Annotated in this window: 27 protein-coding genes; 4 read left to right on the top strand and 23 right to left on the bottom strand. The window is 42.2% G+C overall.

Features of this window, described 5'->3' with window-relative positions:
• Nucleotides 1-115: 115 nt before the first annotated feature.
• The gene (locus V7728_RS05435) at nucleotides 116-343 is read right to left on the bottom strand and encodes a LexA family protein (protein ID WP_073982288.1); all 228 of its coding nucleotides are present in this window, start codon (nucleotides 341-343) and stop codon (nucleotides 116-118) included.
• Complete coding sequence (locus tag V7728_RS05430) at nucleotides 336-563, bottom strand: WYL domain-containing protein (RefSeq protein WP_151296291.1); 228 nt, start codon at nucleotides 561-563, stop codon at nucleotides 336-338. The genes V7728_RS05435 and V7728_RS05430 overlap by 8 nt, the downstream gene beginning before the upstream one ends.
• A gap of 107 nt (nucleotides 564-670) precedes the next feature.
• On the opposite strand from V7728_RS05430, the gene V7728_RS05425 reads away from it, so the two are divergent.
• Nucleotides 671-859, top strand: coding sequence for a hypothetical protein (locus V7728_RS05425; RefSeq protein ID WP_129003862.1), 189 nt, complete (start codon nucleotides 671-673; stop codon nucleotides 857-859).
• 112 nt (nucleotides 860-971) lie between these two features.
• Here V7728_RS05425 and V7728_RS05420 read toward each other — a convergent pair whose 3' ends face one another.
• Together V7728_RS05420 and V7728_RS05415 are read right to left on the bottom strand one after the other, a co-directional pair.
• Entirely contained in the window at nucleotides 972-1,121 is a 150-nt protein-coding gene (locus tag V7728_RS05420) for a PhrK family phosphatase-inhibitory pheromone (protein ID WP_162885924.1), read from the bottom strand.
• Nucleotides 1,122-2,234: a response regulator aspartate phosphatase gene (locus V7728_RS05415; RefSeq protein ID WP_335371359.1), complete on the bottom strand. Its 1,113-nt coding sequence runs from the start codon at nucleotides 2,232-2,234 to the stop codon at nucleotides 1,122-1,124. It abuts the gene before it with no gap.
• Nucleotides 2,235-2,520: 286 nt separating this feature from the next.
• Between V7728_RS05415 and V7728_RS05410 the strand changes: the two genes are divergently transcribed.
• Nucleotides 2,521-3,042, top strand: a complete 522-nt coding sequence (locus tag V7728_RS05410; RefSeq protein ID WP_129003865.1) for a hypothetical protein — start codon at nucleotides 2,521-2,523, stop codon at nucleotides 3,040-3,042.
• Nucleotides 3,043-3,055: 13 nt separating this feature from the next.
• Nucleotides 3,056-3,994 (top strand): hypothetical protein, encoded by a 939-nt coding sequence (locus V7728_RS05405; protein ID WP_326244749.1) that lies wholly within the window; start codon nucleotides 3,056-3,058, stop codon nucleotides 3,992-3,994.
• A gap of 275 nt (nucleotides 3,995-4,269) precedes the next feature.
• Here V7728_RS05405 and V7728_RS05400 read toward each other — a convergent pair whose 3' ends face one another.
• Nucleotides 4,270-4,500 (bottom strand): helix-turn-helix domain-containing protein, encoded by a 231-nt coding sequence (locus tag V7728_RS05400; RefSeq protein WP_129003869.1) that lies wholly within the window; start codon nucleotides 4,498-4,500, stop codon nucleotides 4,270-4,272.
• 250 nt (nucleotides 4,501-4,750) lie between these two features.
• On the bottom strand, nucleotides 4,751-4,894 hold the full coding sequence (locus V7728_RS05395) for a hypothetical protein (RefSeq protein ID WP_164969218.1): 144 nt from the start codon (nucleotides 4,892-4,894) through the stop codon (nucleotides 4,751-4,753).
• A 193-nt stretch (nucleotides 4,895-5,087) separates the two neighbouring features.
• On the opposite strand from V7728_RS05395, the gene V7728_RS05390 reads away from it, so the two are divergent.
• Complete coding sequence (locus tag V7728_RS05390) at nucleotides 5,088-5,720, top strand: DUF6338 family protein (RefSeq protein WP_335371358.1); 633 nt, start codon at nucleotides 5,088-5,090, stop codon at nucleotides 5,718-5,720.
• Nucleotides 5,721-5,915: 195 nt separating this feature from the next.
• Here V7728_RS05390 and V7728_RS05385 read toward each other — a convergent pair whose 3' ends face one another.
• The 17 genes from V7728_RS05385 to V7728_RS05305 form a co-directional block, all read right to left on the bottom strand.
• Entirely contained in the window at nucleotides 5,916-7,073 is a 1,158-nt protein-coding gene (locus V7728_RS05385; RefSeq protein ID WP_335371357.1) for an N-acetylmuramoyl-L-alanine amidase, read from the bottom strand.
• Between the two features lie 55 nt (nucleotides 7,074-7,128).
• On the bottom strand, nucleotides 7,129-7,392 hold the full coding sequence (locus V7728_RS05380; protein ID WP_095315831.1) for a phage holin: 264 nt from the start codon (nucleotides 7,390-7,392) through the stop codon (nucleotides 7,129-7,131).
• 15 nt (nucleotides 7,393-7,407) lie between these two features.
• The gene (locus V7728_RS05375; RefSeq protein ID WP_411859513.1) at nucleotides 7,408-7,635 is read right to left on the bottom strand and encodes a hemolysin XhlA family protein; all 228 of its coding nucleotides are present in this window, start codon (nucleotides 7,633-7,635) and stop codon (nucleotides 7,408-7,410) included.
• 116 nt (nucleotides 7,636-7,751) lie between these two features.
• Nucleotides 7,752-7,946, bottom strand: coding sequence for an XkdX family protein (locus tag V7728_RS05370; protein ID WP_014470541.1), 195 nt, complete (start codon nucleotides 7,944-7,946; stop codon nucleotides 7,752-7,754).
• Nucleotides 7,936-8,358 carry a hypothetical protein gene (locus tag V7728_RS05365; RefSeq protein ID WP_253600232.1) on the bottom strand — a complete coding sequence of 141 codons (423 nt, stop codon included), beginning with the start codon at nucleotides 8,356-8,358 and terminating at the stop codon, nucleotides 7,936-7,938. Before V7728_RS05365 ends, V7728_RS05370 begins: the two co-directional genes overlap by 11 nt.
• A 12-nt stretch (nucleotides 8,359-8,370) precedes the next feature.
• The gene (locus V7728_RS05360; RefSeq protein WP_335371356.1) at nucleotides 8,371-9,612 is read right to left on the bottom strand and encodes a hypothetical protein; all 1,242 of its coding nucleotides are present in this window, start codon (nucleotides 9,610-9,612) and stop codon (nucleotides 8,371-8,373) included.
• 14 nt (nucleotides 9,613-9,626) lie between these two features.
• Nucleotides 9,627-10,256 carry a hypothetical protein gene (locus V7728_RS05355; protein ID WP_042635095.1) on the bottom strand — a complete coding sequence of 210 codons (630 nt, stop codon included), beginning with the start codon at nucleotides 10,254-10,256 and terminating at the stop codon, nucleotides 9,627-9,629.
• Nucleotides 10,253-11,437, bottom strand: coding sequence for a baseplate J/gp47 family protein (locus V7728_RS05350; protein ID WP_253600852.1), 1,185 nt, complete (start codon nucleotides 11,435-11,437; stop codon nucleotides 10,253-10,255). The genes V7728_RS05355 and V7728_RS05350 overlap by 4 nt, the downstream gene beginning before the upstream one ends.
• Complete coding sequence (locus V7728_RS05345; protein WP_042635093.1) at nucleotides 11,421-11,777, bottom strand: DUF2634 domain-containing protein; 357 nt, start codon at nucleotides 11,775-11,777, stop codon at nucleotides 11,421-11,423. Before V7728_RS05345 ends, V7728_RS05350 begins: the two co-directional genes overlap by 17 nt.
• On the bottom strand, nucleotides 11,774-12,121 hold the full coding sequence (locus tag V7728_RS05340) for a Gp138 family membrane-puncturing spike protein (protein WP_016938720.1): 348 nt from the start codon (nucleotides 12,119-12,121) through the stop codon (nucleotides 11,774-11,776). The genes V7728_RS05345 and V7728_RS05340 overlap by 4 nt, the downstream gene beginning before the upstream one ends.
• A complete protein-coding gene (locus V7728_RS05335; protein WP_327948304.1) occupies nucleotides 12,121-13,095 on the bottom strand; it encodes a phage protein in 975 nt (324 codons plus the stop codon). Before V7728_RS05335 ends, V7728_RS05340 begins: the two co-directional genes overlap by 1 nt.
• Nucleotides 13,073-13,432, bottom strand: a complete 360-nt coding sequence (locus V7728_RS05330; protein WP_129003885.1) for a phage baseplate plug family protein — start codon at nucleotides 13,430-13,432, stop codon at nucleotides 13,073-13,075. Before V7728_RS05330 ends, V7728_RS05335 begins: the two co-directional genes overlap by 23 nt.
• A 14-nt stretch (nucleotides 13,433-13,446) precedes the next feature.
• A complete protein-coding gene (locus V7728_RS05325; protein ID WP_071347911.1) occupies nucleotides 13,447-14,004 on the bottom strand; it encodes a LysM peptidoglycan-binding domain-containing protein in 558 nt (185 codons plus the stop codon).
• Complete coding sequence (locus tag V7728_RS05320; protein ID WP_335371355.1) at nucleotides 14,005-18,618, bottom strand: transglycosylase SLT domain-containing protein; 4,614 nt, start codon at nucleotides 18,616-18,618, stop codon at nucleotides 14,005-14,007.
• Between the two features lie 13 nt (nucleotides 18,619-18,631).
• Nucleotides 18,632-18,766: a hypothetical protein gene (locus tag V7728_RS05315; RefSeq protein ID WP_014472589.1), complete on the bottom strand. Its 135-nt coding sequence runs from the start codon at nucleotides 18,764-18,766 to the stop codon at nucleotides 18,632-18,634.
• 10 nt (nucleotides 18,767-18,776) lie between these two features.
• Nucleotides 18,777-19,076, bottom strand: coding sequence for a hypothetical protein (locus tag V7728_RS05310; RefSeq protein WP_014470552.1), 300 nt, complete (start codon nucleotides 19,074-19,076; stop codon nucleotides 18,777-18,779).
• Between the two features lie 100 nt (nucleotides 19,077-19,176).
• Nucleotides 19,177-19,572: a phage structural protein gene (locus V7728_RS05305; RefSeq protein ID WP_253600236.1), complete on the bottom strand. Its 396-nt coding sequence runs from the start codon at nucleotides 19,570-19,572 to the stop codon at nucleotides 19,177-19,179.
• Between the last annotated feature and the right edge of the window lie 15 nt (nucleotides 19,573-19,587).

Here is a 19,587-nt window from a genome sequence, read left to right as displayed (position 1 = left end):
CATTTTTCAAAATTATATCATAATGGTTGCGGGCAGCCTACAACTTTAACGAACGTCAGTTCTTGTCCAATTCGTACGCTGGCCCGGAAAAAGTGCAGTCAATAGAAAAAGAGCTTCAGAATTGCTGAGCTCTTTTTTCTAATTTCAGCGTACGCGGGCAACCATTCTGCCACGTGATGTAATTCTTCTCTTTTAATTTGTCGAGATGCCCCTTTACTGTGCTCGTAGAGCTTAAACCGAGGTGTTTCATTAACTCCCTATAAGTCGGAGCCACACCGTGTTCATTAATGAAATGAATAATCGCTTGCAGTGTTTCGGATTGCCTTTTCGTCATATCACGCATGATTCCTTACCCCTTTTTTATAATTGGCCGGGGCAACGGCAAGAATATTGTCTATCCTAAATGTTTTTGTCTGCCTACTCTTAAAACAAAATGCCCGGATAAAATTCTGTTTTACCTGGCGCACTATGATGGTTCTTTTCGAGACTGTTCCATCAGCTTTTATATAAATCATGTCTAATGCTGATTTTTCATTTAACGAACGATTTAGCAATGCTTTCATGCTGCTGCCCCTCCTTATTTACTATCATATTATACGAACTTTTGTTCTATTTCAAGTTGAAAAGAGAATATTTGTTCTGGTATTATTCTCTTCAGGAGGTAATTCAAATGAATGACTTTGAGAGGAAAGTATACAGGATCATCATTAATATGACCCGCTTCGGGAAAAACCCCTCCTTGGATGAATTGAAGAGAAAAACTGGCAAGGATGAACGCGCTATTCGGGAAGCAGTGAAGAACCTCATGAGGCAACGTATGCTGAAATGGGATAAGCATAAAAACAAGTGGATGTTTTGAGACAATATAATGAAGAAACTAAAATAGCTTTCCCCGTCTCTCCGCTTATTCACGCGATCTAATAGCTTCCGCTAAAAGCATAAAAAAAAGCCCTGGCTGGGGCTATTGCTTTTTATGTGCCTACTGGTCGCTCTGCTAATTTTAGAGTACCCACCGGTCGCTCTGTTATCTTAACATCCGATGATGCATGATTAATTTTGACTACAGCTAAACCACTTAACGCAACGAAGGTTAGAGCTGCACAAAGAATAATTTTTTTCAATTACAATCCCTCCAGGTGCCTCATTTTCTTCTCGGCTAAAATAGCATGTTTAGAAAATTCAAGCGCCTCTTTAAAGAGTCCATGCTGCTCACAGTGTTCTGAAATAACCAAAGAAAGATCAAAAACGCTATCAAGGTCATTTAATTCATACAAGTAAGAAATACCACCTCGACAAGTTTCAATGCTTTTCCTCTGATCTTGTTGCAGAAGTCCGTAAATAATATTTATTTTAGCCTCATACACCTTATTCTCTTTTCGTTTAAAATATTCCTTTGTCTTTTTATAATAATATGGAATTTTATTTACATCCCCTATTTTATAAAGCTCTTTCAAAAACATATACAGGGAATTTATATAATAAATCGATTCCCTCCACTCTTTATTTCTGATGGCCTTTTTCAAGGCATTTATACAGTCTTGGGGACGGTTTGCTGCAGAATATGTAATACTTAAATTATGATGTATTAAAGCTGTGAAAAGTGAATCGTGAAGAACTCTCGAAATTCTGATTGCTTCTAAATAACTTTCCTCTGCTTTTTCGTAAAGCCCTAAATCAGTGTAGTTTTGGCCAACAATCATAAGAGACGTGGCGAGCTTTCGTTTATAGCCTTCATTTTCTCTATAAATTTGTAGCGCGTCATTGATATAATTCAAAGAAATTAGACTCTGCCGCAGCATCATATACATAGACGCCACTTTCGAATAAAATTCTGCCCGCTCTATACAATCGGGTATATCCTTCAATTTTTTCTCTGCTATTTTGAACAAAGTAATTGCTTTTTCAAAATTCCTTTTGTGCGACTCATATAACGCTTCAAATAGAAAGAAATAATATTCAATCATATGGTCTGTTTTTTTTATTTCATCAGCGTGGTTTTCATTAAAATATGAATGGGGCGGAAGCTCCTCCCCTTTCACCTGATACAAAAGCATTTTATGCCTTTCCTCCAACAAAGAATAATACATCAAAACTTCCTGATCCTCTTCCATTTCATCAAACAATGGTTTGACCTCTTCAAAATATCTCTCAGCAGACTCAGTGTCTTGTTGTTTTATCGCGATATACCAATCATTTAATATATTTGCAACACATTCAGAAGCCAGTTTACTCATCAATAAACCCCTCTTTCTACAAATATTCTAAATTTTCTCAAACAATATTCTAGCATACCTTTAACATAAAATGTAATTAATAGGAGTTTTTTTCGACATCGCGCAATTTTCCCTTTCGACATCGCGCAATTTCAAAAAAAGGCTATTGACCCACTTTTTCAGAACGGTATTATAGTGGACTATTTCTCTCTATTGTCGAATCTACAGATGTTTTTCCCCATTCATAAAAAAATATAGACCTGTATAATCGGCACTGTAACAAAATAACAAAAAAGGAGATTTTGAGATGAAAAAATTTGTTTTACCTTTCCTGGCTACCTTTACTTTAGCTTCCGGATCGTTGCTTTCCTATCAAGACACCGCCTCTGCTGCATCTAATACTGATGAAGAATGGATTACGATTGAAGACAGTTCGCAAGGTTCTGGCTCTATTCTTCAGACAGCAACCGAAAGTCCGTATACTGTAATGGCGTCAAAACCTGATTATAAGACAAACTGGAATTTAAAAAAGCGCAGGCAGGGACTGGACTTTTTCGCATGCAATTACGCCATGCTGACAAAGGCCAGCGCAAAAATGAGAATAAATACAATCGAGGCAAAATCACGATTGTACTATAATAACGGCGCGCTTTCAAAAAGCAAAACTGACACAAATAGTAATTCAAACTATGCCGGGGCCGAAGCTGTGGGAACAGTAACAGGGGGATATGGATGTAAAGGGAAAGCATATGGCAACTCCAAATACGCGAGAAAAAAATATAAAACTGTTACACATCAGAAAAAATGGAACATAAAAGACGTTCTTTAAAATATAAATGAGAATGAAAAAGATTCTTTTAATTTGTGTTCCCTTCGTAATCTTGGCAGTTGCCGCATCCCTTTACTTTTTTAATAAAGATCAAAACAAACAGACTTCTGCAGTTACAGACGATGAAAAGTACAATGATGAACAAGAAGATGTGACCGGCCCCGGCACTGACACCGTTTCATACGGTTTATATGAAGAGGACGGGCAAATTTTAGACTCTTTGGATATTGGAAAGAAAAATGGGAAGGGATACAAAAAAGTATTATCGTTTAGTCATTATTTTAATGACAAAAGAAAATATGGATTGGTTATCCTCTCAGACTTCAAGACAATTCCTTTCAAAGCAGATAACGGAGGGTACAAAAAATCTTATACATTCAAAATGGATAAAGATTCGGTAAAAAAAATCAAGCTGGAATTTGAGCCGCCTTCTAATTTCAGCGAGTTAAGTTTCATTATTATTCCTGAGCCTGATTACAAACAAGAAAGCACTAACCTTGATATAGCATCAGGTTTACAGGAAAACTTTACTCTCCGTTACATCAGGAAAAGCCGGGATGAAAAAGAAGACCTAAAACCCCAAAAAACAACTGATGAATTAACGGGCGAACAAGTATTTTTAACGTCAAAACAAACCGGAAATAAAATCCTATTCAAATCAAAAAGCAACCAAAAAACATACTTGCAAATTTTTAATTCGCATGATACGAATCTTGATTATGCCTTAGTTGCCTTATCAGGGACAGAACAAAGCTCAGTTAATGGGAAACCTGTTTCATTTACCAGTGTTAAAGAGAATGCCACAAATATATATGAAATTGACATGCCGAAAGTTGAAGATAAAGAAAACTATCAAATTGTCCTATTTCCAACCCCATACAAGACAAGTACAATGTATGAAGGTCTAAACAATACAAGTGAATCGACTTTCAGGACGGTAATAACACCTTAGGGGGTATGGCTTGTGTGGATTATAATTTTTCTGCTTGTCATTTTGATTGGTTTTACAGGGAATATTGTCTCGTTATTGAGAGCACAAAAACAGGCTAATCAAAGAATTATTCAACTCTTAGAAGAGAAAAACAAATAATCCCCCTAAACGGGGGGTTATTTCATTTAACAATGTTTTCAAATTCACTTTCGTTTCTGGCCTCTAAGTGCTGTCAGCAGGCAAGCCATACATGGGCTTAAAAAACAAAAAAACCCTTCTCGTCATAAGAAGGGCTTTCATTCATCATACGGCCGATACTTTTTCCGCTCTGCCTCTAATTCTTTTTTTAAAGCATGTACATGTTCCAGCAAGAATAAAGCCACCGTTCCCACTTTCTTTACCGCCTTGATCCGGCCGCCGCTGACAAGCTGGCTTACGCGCTGCCGGCTAACAGAAAGCAGCTCGGCAACTTCAGCAGCCGTCAAAACTTCTTCCTGGATAAACCTAATTTTTTCACTTTCTTTCATGTCGGCTTTCTCTCCACATCATAAAAAATCCTTTTAACAAAATAACCGTTACAGCCAAGCATAAAACAAACGTTGTAATTTTACCAAGGATACCGGCTTTTTCGTAATCAATAGCCACTATACCAGCAATGATGATAATAATAGTGGTCATATCAAACGAGCTGTACTGCTTAAAATATTTTTTCATATCGTCGTGGACGTGATATAATAATGGAGCAAGGGGATTTTCTCCCCTTGTCTCACTATGTTTTTAGCGCTTCTTGCTTACCCGGCGGGAGCGCTTTTTCATGTTCTTTTCTCGCTTTTCGCTTTCCTTCTGCCATATATCATAGATGTTTTTGATAATGGTCACGATACCAGCGATGATAAGAACGATGTTTCTGATCTCGTCCACCTCAGCACCTCCTTTCTATACTTTAATTATACAAAACCTATTTACCGTTGTAAATAGGTTTTGTGAAAAAACTAGAACTTTTTCACCGAACTGCTATAATTTTCTTGTTGGATTGAAAGGAAAGAGTTTATCAGGAAGAGTTCAATAAATTGGAGGTGATGATATAGATATATCAGATTTAGCAGTAAGGCTTTTGTTCTTGTTTCTCCCTGGAATAATTGGTGCAACACTCCTTGATCTATTAACAACTCATAGAAAACGACAAATGTTCCATTTCATTTTACATTCATATCTAATTGGTGTGTTTGCATATGGGATTCTTATGTTTATCGTTTATATCTGCAACCAGTTAAATGATAAACTTTATTGGAAAGTTACATTTTTAAGTTCACTGTTAAACAGTAAAGAGCAAATCAAGGTGTCCGAGGTTTTCCTCGCAACTTTAATCGGTGCAATTTTGGCAATTATCTTAGTGGTAATCATAAATAAAAAGTATATTTTCAAAGTTGCAAACCTTCTGGGAATCTCCAATAAACATGGAGAAGATGATGTTTGGGATTATATATTTAGCGATGAAAGATCAGAATGGGTTATTCTTCGCGACCGTGAAACCAATATCGTTTATCAAGGCGCCATTTCTGCTTACTCACAAAAGGACGACAAAAGAGAGCTTGTATTATCTGAGGTAAAAGTTTACAAGGACGAAGATTCCGGAGAGCTAAAGGAGCTCTATCAACAGAATTTTATTTATTTTAACTTTGATGTTAACTCAAAGATAGAAATTGAAATTGAAAGGGGTGTTGACGTTGAACAAAGACACGAATAAACCTGATCCTAGAGAAATAAAACCAGGAACAAAAATCAATCATGGGTTAAAGGGTGTCCCAAAAACTCAAAGACCACCAAAGCCACCCAGCCAAAATTAATATGGTCAAACTTTTTTTCACAGACAGTCGGGATAGTCCTGACTGTCTGTTTTTTCAAAATCATAATACAGGGTTAAATAATCGGAAAGAGTTATTTACCTCAATAGCGCCTCAAGCTTCACTTTAGTTTTTGGTCCATAAATACCGTCAGCAGCTAGGCCATACATGGACTGGAACCGTTTGACTGCATTTGCTGTTTTCGGGCCATATGCGCCGTCGATTCCGAAATTCTTTGCATTCTTATCCGGGTAATAGTGGAGCGCCGCTAACGCCGTCTGAATCTGTTTTACGGCCTCCCCTCGGGTCAACGGGCTTGTGACTTTAAAAATACCCGCAGGCAGGCTGGTTTTTGATTTTTGAGTGGATTTAGGCTTTGACGTTGCTTTCTTCTTGTTGCCGCTTTTCAGTTCGTTATCACTTTTGATATAGGAGACATTCACATATCCGTGGAATGTCTGGCCTTTAGAATTGGTGTATTCAACATATCCCCATCCGTTGATAGTTGATCCAAGCTGATATTTTACAACCGTGCCATTCGGCAGGTTAAGCACCATGGAAGAAGAGGCGCTTCGTTGTGTACGTAAAACAAGGCCATCACTTGAAACCACCGTGTTTTTGATGAATCTTCCTGTATCCGTATGGGTAACATCTGGATTTGATACCGCAGGCACTGTTACAACCGCGCCGGACATTCTCTTTTTAACACGGGTCTTAAAATCAGCAAACCCTTTAGAATTGCTTACCCACGGCGCCGGGCAGATTTTATGTGTAATGTCGTAATGTCGCACAATGTCATTGATTGGATCAAGTTTATACATTTTGCACAGCTCGGCACAAACTTGTTCTGCGCGGGCAATGGTATCAGGATGGAAAGTTCCGTCCTTTTCGATGCAAAGCTCCACGCCTACAGACAAGAAATTCGCATTCGGCTTCAGCGCCGCGACACCCCGGTATGGCTGCCCGTTGACGAATTGCTGAACGTCATTCGCATGATAGGCCACCTCATTCAACGGAATGATGCAAATAGCCTCTGTGCGATCGACAAAGATATGTGCAGATGCAAAGGTCTGTTTTTTCTCAGATAGATTTCTGTTCTGTGCGGGGAGCGTTTGACCAAAGTATCTATAATGATTGGCAGCAGCCGCGCCGGGGTTTGCCGTGTAATGTACGGCCAGTTTCTTCACGCCGTTGTTTTTAATTCCCGGCCGCGTCCATTTATTAATATCAATATATTGGTTTTTAAATGCTGACATAAAAAATCTCTCCTATTCTGTTTTGAAATATAAAAAGGCCGCCGAACGGCAGCCCTTACTTGGTTAAATCATGCTGTTTTAAAACGGCTTTTTGCTTATGGCCTTTTTCAGTCACATAGTTGTTTTTAAACCATGCTACAAGCGTAGTGCTGATTGTAAAGATTACAGAGCCGGCAGTATACAGGGCATCAGCAAGCTGATTCACCTGACCCTCTGTAATATCCAAAGATGATTTGCCAAACATCAGCATAGTTTGGTTAATAAGCGCAATTAAAAGAAGCACTGTCCGGACGACCGTGCCTTTGTCAAATTTTTTCATTTTGTGTACTCCTCCTTATTTTTGCAAAACAGTATAAAAAATAGCGATTGCGCCGCCGATGATGCCAGTGCATACCGCTGTAATGATAGCGCCAGTGATTGTGCGCTTGATCCAAGTTGTGTTCTCTTCGATCTTGTTGAGTTTTTCGTTTAATGTCATGATCTGCTGGTCTTGCCTATCAGAAACGCGCTCAAGAACATTTACACGCTGTTCGATTGATCTCTGACCTGCCTTCATTTCCATTATCTCTTTTTGTAATGCATGCACATCTGGTACCTCCGTCACTTCTGACATTAGTACGCCCCCCTTTTATATCTATCTCATACGCTTCACCTCCTTCGAGGCAAAATAAAAAAGCCTTATTTATTGGCTTCTGTTTGTTCTTCGTATGGTTGCCCTGTTACTTCCTGAAACTGATCCGGTGTAACATACGCAGCAGCCACACCCTCTTTCATATCGTCGATGGTACAATCGTTAAAACCCATTGCCTGCTTTACCATTGCGGTTGTCGCCCACTTGTAGAACAAGGCATATACCCAGAAATTAAGATTCACTGGTCACCCCTCCTTCCAATTCCAACAATTTAAGCTTTAAGGCGGCAAGCTGTTTGCCCATTGAAATATTTACTGCTTCAGCCTGCTTTCGTGCTATGATTTCATCTGTAAGCTGCATCCCAAGAGCCTGCTGGCCTTCTTCAGCTTGCTTTCTTGCAAGCTCTTCTGCTGATAGTTGTTTACCGATTGCAGAAATCTGCTCCATTAAGGGATTGGGTTCAGGAATGCCTTTGGTTTGATCAATGTACTCCCGAGTCGCAGCTTCAACCCATTCACCTTTAATCTCGTCAAATTCCGGGTCGTACATGCCAGGTTTAATTTGCGCTTTTGTACTATTCGGCGGCAGCTCTTTCCCCTCAATATCAGCTTCACCTATATACTTTTTATTCTCGTCGTAAAATAGAACATGCATATTCTCCCCCCCTTACCATAATGGGATTGGTTTATCGAATGATACCCGGGTTACCGCTGAGTTATCATTTGCCATCATACCGTCATACCTCAACTCGCCATTTGTTGTGAAAGCAAACCGGGCAGTCCCGTATGATCCAATTGTCGGAACAACAAAATCAAGTAGGCGGGTCGGTTTATATGCGAATTTTGCCACAACGGTTCCTATAGATGGCAGGGAACCGAATGATCCAGCCAGCCACAAGGTATTATTTACTACCGAAAACATAAACGGGAAACTTAAATCCTGCTTCGCCCCGTTAATAAGTGATACAGTATTCCAAGACGGTGATAAATCACCATCTGACAAAAGACGTTTCCACCCGCTCCAAGTCAGGCTGCCGTCTACATAATTGGAAAAAACATTATTTTTGAAGTCTACCGCGATTACATAACCGTATGTCCCCATTCCGTCGCTGTCTAATGAGGTTAAATGAAAAAACCCCCTTGTAGAGCTTGTGCTGGGGGCATTTACCGCTTTTCCCGTTGAATAAAAAGTACCGAATCGCTTCCCACTTTGAACAATTTTGCTGTAAAAGTCATCTGTATCACTAATAGATACAAGAGCGCCTCCCGCGTCATCAGTTATTTTCGATAATTGCCCATTGTTCCATTTCTCCCGTTCTGCCTTTGATGTGTGGCGTTCTCCGTTGTTGTCGTGTTGGCGAAACGCATAATAGTCGGCCTGTCTAACATTTTCAACGTTACTAAGCCCGATCTGGTCCTTTGTAACCTCATGAGGGTTGTTTTTATCGTCGATATGTTTATCGGCGTATTCCTTGGCATTCTTTTCGGCCGTAGCAGCTTTATTTGATGCACCTGCTGTTGTCTCCTTGGCATCCCAGTTTACGCGCTCTGTAGCCGTAATATGGCGGTCATTGTCATTGGTATGTGTATCAAAATCGACTTTGGAAGCCTGCTGCACATTGTCAACGTTACCCAGCCCCACTTGTGCTTTTGTTGTCTTGTGCGGGTTGTCAGTCCGTCTTTCGTGCTTGTCAGTATAAGCTTTGGCATCAGATACAGCAGAAGAAACATCTTCTTTCGTTGCTCCGATCGTTTGCAACTCTTTTAAAGCCTGATAGGCCGTATATTGATACCAGTTAAACCAATCTGCCGGCGGGTGGTCCATCGGCTTATACCCTTGATCAATGGACGTTTGCGGCGGTCGCTGACCGGGGTTCCCCCATTCTGGTAATTCTTTTGTAAAAGGCATATGTTTCACACTCCTTAAATTGGTAACGGGTAATCATCTTCTGGCCGGAAGATGCCCCCCAGGGTCCCGCCGTCTTTTCCATCAGAAGAAAACCCATATTCGCCTGTTTCTATGGTGCTGGCTGATGATGAAAAACAGAAAGTGCCGTTTAAATCCACATAAGCAACTCGAACCCCCGCAGCCACCGTTTTTTGAACGATGTTCGAAAATTGCGTTTCGCTCATTCCTACCTTACTTAATGCCTCGATCGGTGCCTTTTTCACAATGATTGCAGCTGGTTCATCCTGGTTGTTTTCTTTGCTGCTCACAATGTTTATTTCACTCGGCTTGCAGTTCAATGTTTTCGCCAGCGCTTCAATAATCCGGTTCGTTGTCCCGTCTGAGGCATTCCGGGCTACCTTTCCACGAATGAGCACGCGGTATATTTCATCAGTGGCCCGGCCCCGGTCCTGGGCAACGTTATCCCCGAGAAGGTCCAGCGATTTCCCGCGCGCCGCGTCAATATCCCGCCATTGTTCCGCCGTTGTCAGTGAATTTTTTAATGCTGTCAATTGTTCATCGACAATTAAAAAAAGCTTCCCGATATTGCTCTTTTCGTCTTTCAAGAACGCATCAGTCAGCTTTCCTATTAAATCTTTGATCATATCAGATTCACCACTATTTCAGAGAAGTGAACTTGCGCAACTTCTCTCGGTTCAATTGTAATATTTGACTGACTGAGAGCCGCCGCATCCTTCCCGATTTGTATAGTTACATCTGAAACCCCATTCACCTGATATACAGCGTTAAAAAGTTGCGACAGAATAACGTCATCACCCATCTGCGAGCCGGTAAAAGATGAACCATTTTCATCAATCCCGCCAATTTTATATACGAGATTGTTTTTGATCTGCCTCACGCCGTCAGCAGGGAATGAAGCGTTTGTTTTTAAATCAAGCTGCACATAAATTTTCACTTCTTTTGCAAAATCAAATTTGACATCGTGATCCAAACCACTTGCATCTGTAATGACAACCGATTGTTCTCCGACTGTTTCAATACCGGCCGCCACGCTGTCAAATAGAGCTTGGGCCACGTCTACTTTTGTTCCCCCGAGAACATAAGCATGAATGCTTTTCGGTGGATTGCCGTCTGCATCCGTTTGCATGGTATTATTCGCGACTATATTCGCTGAACGAACGCCTGAAACAGCAAGCAATGCCGAAATGATGCCGCTATTCGTAGAAGCAGAACTGCCTTCAACTGATTTTTTAATTCGCGCCCGAAATTCCGGATCAGATTCCTCGTCAGTGCCGCCGGTAGCTGCTTCCGGATTATTAACTGAATAAACTCCCTCTAACGTCTCAGCCTGTTCAGTAATGGTATTGGCCGCGACATTGTTAATAATCCCTTTAGACAGCGATACAGCCGCCCCTGTGCCCGTTCCATCATCCCCGATTACAACATCTTCGATTAGTTCAAAATAAATACCGGATTCCGTTGTATATTGGGTTTGTTCTTCTATGACGAATCCGGGTTCTCCGGTAAAAAACAGAGTTGTGACCGCCTCAGCCGCCGGCTCCCGGCTTATACCGAAATTACTTCCCAACCTGTCCAACTGAACACCCTCCGACTTACTGACAAAGCCGCTATTATAAACCCGCTCTGCAATGTCCCAAATTCCCGCTAAAAACCAAGCGAAAATACGCAGGATAATGCCTAATGGTGTTTTGCTTGACGTGTTTATATCTTCGCCAAACAGCTCCTTCGCTTTGTCCTCCATGTCGTCAAGAAGCTCCGAATAGGTCAGCCGTTGGAATCCTGTTTCATCAAGCAAGATCAACACCTCCCAGTTCGATTGTTTGGTCATCCTCTTTCTTCATTTTCAAGTGGACAGATAGGTTTCGTGTCTCTTTATCATGAGAAAACTCAACCGATTCAACGCTCGCAATGCGCTCGTCTTGAGTCACAGCATTAATGATGTCGTATTGCGCCTCTTCTTGGTCAAAGCCTTTCCCGACAATGTTACTTCGATCCAATCCGAAATGTTCATCCAGAGTAAATTCCCCTAACCTTGTTTTTAAGGTTAATTCGACTGATTGAGCGATTTCCTCGTCACCTTCGACCATCTGAAGAGTGCCGTTTTCAAAACACAAATCACCGTCAACAAGCTTGAGCGTTTTCATCCTTCCCACACTCCTATGACCACCGGATCATTGATACTGTGCGTTCGTCGAGAATCGGGATCAAACGTTTTGTTTCCATCCAAGTTATCAAGGGATCTTTCAGCGAATGAAACAAAGACCGAGGAACCAACCTTTATATCAGGCTCAACATGCTTTAAAACTGGTGCATGTTCGATCAACGGGTATTCATGAAGGTATTCACCATCATTCATAAGAAACAACAATTGCAGATCAGCAGTATGCTTTTCCGCATTGTATTTCACAACGCGAGCCGGGGCCAGTGTATGGATGGATAGTTTGATTCTTTTCTCAAAAGCATCGAAAAACCTCGTCGCTTTACTCATTACATCACCTTGCATTCTGTGAAAAAGTCTCTTCCATCAAACGAATGAATACCCTCTTTCACTCGATATTTTCCTTTTGCTGTTTTGCTGTTGATTTCAATAATTGAAGCAACAGCGATACGGTGCTGAAGAAGACACTTCGTCTTGTAACCTTTGAAATCATCTTCCTCAACCTGCTCAGGTGTCTCAATTAGCCCGGTGGCCTCTTCTAATTTGAAACGCTCATCATCGCCCTGATTAAGTGGGCGAATGACCGGTTTTCCTCGTCGATAGTACATAACGGCTCCGGCATCATGTATGACTTCTTCTAAATTATTTTCTATTAAGCCAGTCACCCGGTAACCCTTTTTGTACACCTTATTTTTCGGCAGGATAATGTTTTTCACTTTAATTCCGAGAACGCGCAGCAGTTTATCTATAATTTGCCTCGAAGTGGTTCCGGCTTTAAAAGTAATCTTCATGTATCGTTTGCGATACCTAACCTCTTCCCTCGTCCCGTAATTCCTGACAGTCTTGTACGTTCGGCCGTTTTTGTCTTTCCTGACAGTAACAACCGGCTTTGCAAGCTTATATCTTTTTTTGACGTAATATTTCTCGGCTGGATCAGCATTGGCAGTTGTCACTTTCATATGAGTATAATCGTCGCCGTCTTTTGAATAAATCGACGTTACCTTATCCAAACCGTTCCAGTTATTCAGAACCTTTGTCACTTTGCCAATCGTCAAAACGCCGTAATCGTCTCGATACCCGGCCTGAACCGTTATTGTGCTGCCTTTTTTTATCTTGTTGATCGAATCTTTGCTAAGATTGTAAATCTCAACTTTTGTTTCATTGGGTTTGAAATCATCATCGAAGGGCACTTCAAAATGAATTTCTAAATCCTTGTAATCAAATGTGGTCTGCGAACTGCCGTTATCAATGGTTATTTTGACAACCCGGCCAAACAACTTTTTATTCGTCGTCGCCAATGTCATCCCCCTCCGATCCGTCAGCTACATCATCAATAAAAAGAAACACGGTTTCCATGAAATTCTTATATGTAACCCGTGTTTCTGAATTTGATTCATCTAAAGGGATAAGTGCGGGGGCCGGCAGGTTTTCATTTACAATGTCAGTCCACAGAGGAACGTTAAGTATAAGCTTCTCGCCCAGCACGATAGGCGTCATATCCTGCTCATATAAATCCAGTGAAAAACTATCATCGGATTGATTGTAATTTATACGCAGAATAAACGTGTCATCCGCTAAATCAAATTCGAACTGCTGCGGAATATCCTCTTTATCAAAAGGAATATAGTCCCTCGTAGCCATTTCCCGTACCCTCCCTATTTAATCCGCATCTTTACCCCGATAGGTATTCTTCTGTCAGGCCATGGATTGAGCCGCCTCAATGCGCTGACAGTAGTTCCGTATTTGCGGGCGCAGCCCCAATACGTATCACCCTTTTTCACCTTGTGATAAACCTTACTGGATTTTTTTGTGGTTTTTTTCTTGTTGGCCTTTTTCTTTTTCCCGGCTGTTTTCACTTTCTTCTTAACCCACGGACTTTTTGCAATACGGATTTCTTGTAAAGAGATTGTTATCGCAAACCCGTTTGAAAATTCCCCTGTATCTCGGTCGATTTTCGTAATGATCACGTCTTTTGCGACCTTTCGCCCGGTATAGGTTAGGAGATTGCCGGCATATGCTTGCTTTTTTAAATATTCATAGTCGCTGTTTGCCGTCTTCCCAAGTAAATAACCGGAAACACTTGTGGTTTCCGGTTTTCTCTGCACATGGTCGGTAATCGGCACGCCTTTTTCAACGGGATAAGATGTGACTTCCACATCCGCCCCGTCTGATTCTTTTTCGTTAACAAGATTGACCTTCCCAAGCTTCGCCAATTAATAAACCCCCTCCGCTTGAAAAAGAGCCGCCAGGCTGTCGTAAGAGTCTTCCAGTGATTGGGTGATAGCCTTTGAAATATCCGTTTCAACTTTTGCACTTCCGCCCTCAACTTTTACATTGATAGACGGACTGAAAGTAATATTTACAGACGTTCCACCGCTGCTGCTTGCTGCTTTTTCTGGTGTATATCCAGTTTCAGCCCCAAGCTCTTTGCCGAGCGCAGCATACATTCCAAGTGATTGATTGCGGTAACGCGGTTCAGTCGTGATGACATATTCCCGCCAACCGTTTTCCCCGAGTGCCGCAACCTGCGGGCTATTGATTACGCCGCCTGTTGCATATCCTCTGTACGGCCCGCCGTGCGCCATTGATACCAAGCCGGGATGTTTCATGATACCGCCATATCTGCTGTTCAGATAGTTAATAGACGCTAGAATTTGATCAACCGGATTTTTAATATTTCCGTGTCCAGGTTCTTTATGGGCGTTAAAGGTGCTTGGGATGAACTGCATTAACCCCTGTGACGGGTGGCCGGCTTTCGCATTGGAATCCCAATTGTTAACAACATTGGGGTTTCCGCCTGATTCTTTCATTGCGATTGTTTCGAGTGCCCCTGCGTATTCAGGGCCTAAATGCTTAATTGACAGCGCCTGAGCTACCCACTTTTTAACGGCTTTCGAGCCGCCGCCTGAAAAGCTGGCAGAGTAACTGGACATTTTGCCTTTGACAAAACCTACAGCCTTATTTTTGACAAAGTTAAAAGCCCCTTTTGCGAGATCACCGAACGAGCCAGCCATAGAAGGTGCAGAGACACCCATTTTTTCTAACACTTTTGTTAAAAGCTTAGAGGGGTGCCCGATGTAATCAAAAACATCAACAGCAACATCTTTCACTTTGCCAGCAACGGATTTCACACCATTCCATGCATTTGTGAATATATTTCCTTCTGTGCCTTTCGCGTATGCTGGAACTCCCCCTAATGCAGCCCTTGTCTGTTTTGCAGATAAGACCGCAGTGCCTTTTGGAAGGTTCATCAGTGTATCTGTTGCAGGGCTGAGCCCTACTTGTCCTGAAGGTGTCCGATACATTTCAGGGCCAGCGTTTGCCCCTTTACCGTCTCCCAGTATCGCCGGACCTCCTGGGTGTCCTCCGGTTCCGTGTGCATATTTAGGTACTTCCCATTTTGGGATATGCTTATCTTTCAAACCGATCTTATCGAGTACCCAGTTTACTCCGCCGATTACACCATTTACGCCTTTTCCGAGTGCGCCGGAAAGTTTGTTCGCTAAGCTAGTCACACCAGATACAGCCTTGTGAGCCATGTTCTTAATTCCATCACCGATTCTGCCCGGTAATTTCTTGGCCCCGTCAACTAAATCGTTGAAACGATCCATGACTTTCTTTCGCAGATCATATGCCAATAACGCGACTTTATTTTTTATATAAAGCCATCTGTCAGTGATTGCTGCACCCATATTGCTTACAAGCTTTTTCACCATTCCTACTGCACTAGAGAAGATTTGCTTCACTCCGTCCCACATCATGCGGAAATTCCCAGTGAATAAGCCTTTGAAAACCTTCACTATTCCCATAATAATGCCGATTGCACCCTGTATGATCGCAATGATATTTTTAAGTGCAACTTGAATTATCGAGAGCACAACCGGAAACACAGCAGTCACGATATTTAGGATGAAACGGATCGCCGGAATTACAACCGTAGTAATGATGTTTGCCAAGGCTTGCAGTAGAGAAACAACAATAGGCAGCACCATCTGAATGATCTGCACAATTTGCGGAAAGACCTGCTGGACCACCTGAATTAAAATTGGTAAAGCCGCCTGCGCAAGCTGCAAAATAATATTTGCCGCTAAAGTAAGAAGCTGCGCGACAACCGGGAGGACCGCCAAAATGACCTGCCCTATGATCGGAAATACCTGTTGCACCGCCGTTAAAATCAACGGCAGAATTTGCATGGCAATTTGTCCGATTGTTGATCCGAGTAATTGAATCAGTTGAACCACAATCGGCAGAGCCTGCTGGATGATATTCATAATCAAAGGAAAGACCATCTGAATTGTCTGAACCAGGATAGGCAGAACAGTCTGGATTATCGTAACGATAACCCCTGAAAAACTGCTGACTAATTGAATGATGATAGGTAAGACCGCATTTATCACGCTGAGAATGACCGGAAAAACAGTCTGAAATCCTTGAACAAGTAACGGCAAAATTGAACTGACAATTTGCAATACACTCGTCATTAATTGCCCTGATACCTGCATCCATGCAGTTAATAGCTGCTGGATCAATGGAATCAATTGTGGGCCGATCGTTGAAAGTGTTTGTGAAACGGCTGCGGCTAAAAGAACAAGATTTCCTGCAAGCTGAATGAACGTCTGTTGCATTTGACCAGCTAATTGCTGAAATTGCGGTGTCAGTTGTGCTACCAGTTGACTGAAAACCTGCTGTACTGTCGCGATAATCGGCTGAATGGCCGTGAATACCGTTGTCAGCACAGATTGAACAGTCGCCCACGCCGAATGAATTGCACTGCTGACCGCTTGGTTTGCATCTTTCAAACGATACAAATACCCTACAAAACTGAGGATCGCCCCAATTGCTATTCCTATCGGTCCGGATACTCCCAAGAAAGAAAGGCCAATCGACGCAATAATAGGCGCAATTATTGACACAATCCCTTGAAAACTTGATAAACCAATCTTGAGTTGATTCATGAAGCCTTTAATAAAGCTGTTCAACCCTTCGGTTAATCCCTTTCCGAAAAAGTCGGTTACTCGTTTTCCTGCATTCTGAACAAATGAGGAAACAGTATCAACTGCCGTTTTGTATGCAGCCTCAATCCCTGCGACCAAATGAGGGTGTGACTCGCCCAACCGATCCCATAATTTTAAAGATTCGGCTTGCATCTTATGAATTGCGGATACAGCAACCTTTTGTGAATCCTCAAATCCTTTCATAAATGCAGGTTTAAGCCCCTGCACCTCTTTAATCATGGTATGGAAGGCACTGACTACCGCAGTTTTTCCGGTATCCGCAAAGCGCTTCATGGCATCCGTCGCCGGTTTGAATCGCTCTTGAAGCTTGTCAAAATTCTTGTAAAGCATATAAATGCCTGTTACAAGCAAGACAATTGAGCCGGCAACTACATAGACTGTTCCGGACATGGCAGCAAGCCCCGTTACTACCGGGCCAATGAACATCCAAAGGCTGCTCAAAGCCCCCAGAAACCCATTAAGTAACCCCACTCCTATTGCCAATGGCGATAAAAGCAGGGTTAAAACAGGGATGAGCAATAAAAATCCTTGGATCATTTTCGCCAGCACCGGATGAGCTTTGTTGAACTGAATAATCATTTTTCCGATCGCGGTAACGCCTTTATAAATTGACATGGCAACGGTTCCGAATACTTCAAGGGCTGGCTGAATGGCTTTTAAAAGAGTGCTGCACATTTGTTCCCAAGCCTTTGAATAACCGGGAACGGTCTGTGTGGCCGCCTTGTGTAACCCTTGGAATAGGAAAAAGTTTGTGAAGGCCGCGCCAAGCGCTACCATCTGAAAACGCATATACCCCTGTGTTATCATAGCTGTCATATCTTGAAGCTGTTTCATATTTGCAGTAGGCCCGAGCATCTTCAAGGCCAAGTGTGCCGCAGTTCCCTGCTTCGCCATATTTTCAAGGGTATTTGAGACGGCAAGCCCCGCTTTGTTGACTTGGTATAACGGGTTCGCCATCCTGTCATAATTGGCAGCGATCTTTTCTGATTGTGTTGACATTGCCATAATCGTTCCGATGGACTGCAACATACTCATGCGCATCATTTTATTATTCTTGATCATGTTGTCAGTAACCGCTTTATGCTCACGCCCTAGCCTGTACACTTCATCCATGAACTGTTCATTTGTCCCGGTCCAGTTGTCCATTTCTTGGCCTAACTGAAAGAAGCCATATCTTGCCCGTATAAGCTCATTACGGAAACCGTTCATTCCGTATCTTTCCTCATACCAAGCCCGGCGCATTTCGTTGACCATTTGAATAGTATCTGCTTCAAGTCCGCGTGTAGAGCCGCGCAAAAAGTCCATTTCCCGCCCGTAATAACGCATACCCCTGTAATCAGGTGCAGGCATGGCCGCCGCGGTTTGTGATGATCCCCCATTAACCCGGCGCATGTCCACATTTTGCAAATTGTTTCGCAGCCTATCAACTTGATCATTTGCATTGTTCAATGATGATTGGTCAACGTCGATGCTCACGCGTGACGGTATATTTTGCACTAATCTGTTCGTTTGTTGAATGGTCCGGTTTAGGCTTTCCACATGAGACGTCATAAGGTCAAATGCGGGGCCGAGATTCTCAATTGTCCGCGCAGCAGTTTGTAAAGAAGAACTGTCCAGAATCATACTCATGTTCCTGAACCTTCGCTGCTCCCTGTGCATGTTGGACATTTGCGTTCGCATTTGAGAAAAATGGCCGGCCGCATTATCCGTATGATCAACAAGTCTATCAATCTGGCGGTTGGCTCGTTCGAGAGGGGAGGTATCAACGTTTAATTCCACATCAATATGCGTACTCCGCAAGGCGTCTGTCAACGTTTAACCCCCCTTATTTCTTTTTGTTTCGTTTGTTTTCTTCGGCCAGATGAATGTCCAAAGCCGCATTGGCTTCGAGTAACGTATCGAGGTCCATTGCTGCAACCTCTGTGAAAGAAAACTTCTCAGACATCACAAGCCGATACATGGGCCAGTTGTCACTCGCCCTCTTTTTGTAAAACTGCTTTGGTTTCGACGGTTTCATCGCTAAGAAAGGTAGAAACCTCATACATTAATTCATTGAATCCAGCATGTTCATCGAAGTATTCGAAGTTTACTTTCGGATTTACCACAACTTCTTTCATGTACAGCTCATACAATTGTGAAGAAGTTGGGCGGCCTGTATTAATGTTAATTGCTTCATCTTGAATTTCTACCATCCGTCTTGTTCCTGGGTGCTGAAGAGTGTACTCGATTCCTTGGATTTTAACTGTTTTTTGTTTACCGAATTTTGACATAGGTTTTCCCTCCGATTGTTTGGTTTGCATATATTGAAAAGCAGCCCTAGTGGACTGCTTTTTTGCATTTGATTTTTTTCTTTTCGACATGATTAATACCTTACTGATCTAAAACTGTATAATCGAAAACTTGAATTTCAAATTCACGATCTCCGATTTCGTCACTGAATTCTGCATCAGCAGGCTTTTTTACCATAGCTTCAGTGCCGCCGATTTTCTCTTGTCCGCCAGTTACCCAGATGGGAAATTTTTTTGACGTGTTCGCCAATCCATTTAAATAAGGCACAAACGGCGAACCCATGGACAGAGTAAGCGTAATTGTACCTAGCGGATTGTTTTTTGTTGCAACACTCACATCACCTTTAGCGCTGACTTTTGTTGAAAACTTTTCTTCGTCTTTTGCACACGAAACCATGGTACCCTCTGAATAACCAGTAACAATTTTTCCGTCGATATTCGTGTTGACCTCGTTCGCATCATAAACATAAGCAGCCATTGACTATTCTCCCCC

The organism is Bacillus sp. JHAA (assembly GCF_036961585.1).
GTDB classification, from domain to species: Bacteria; Bacillota; Bacilli; order Bacillales; family Bacillaceae; genus Bacillus; species Bacillus velezensis.
The sequence above is the reverse complement of the archived record's forward strand: the minus strand, read 5'-3'. Positions and strand labels throughout refer to the sequence as shown.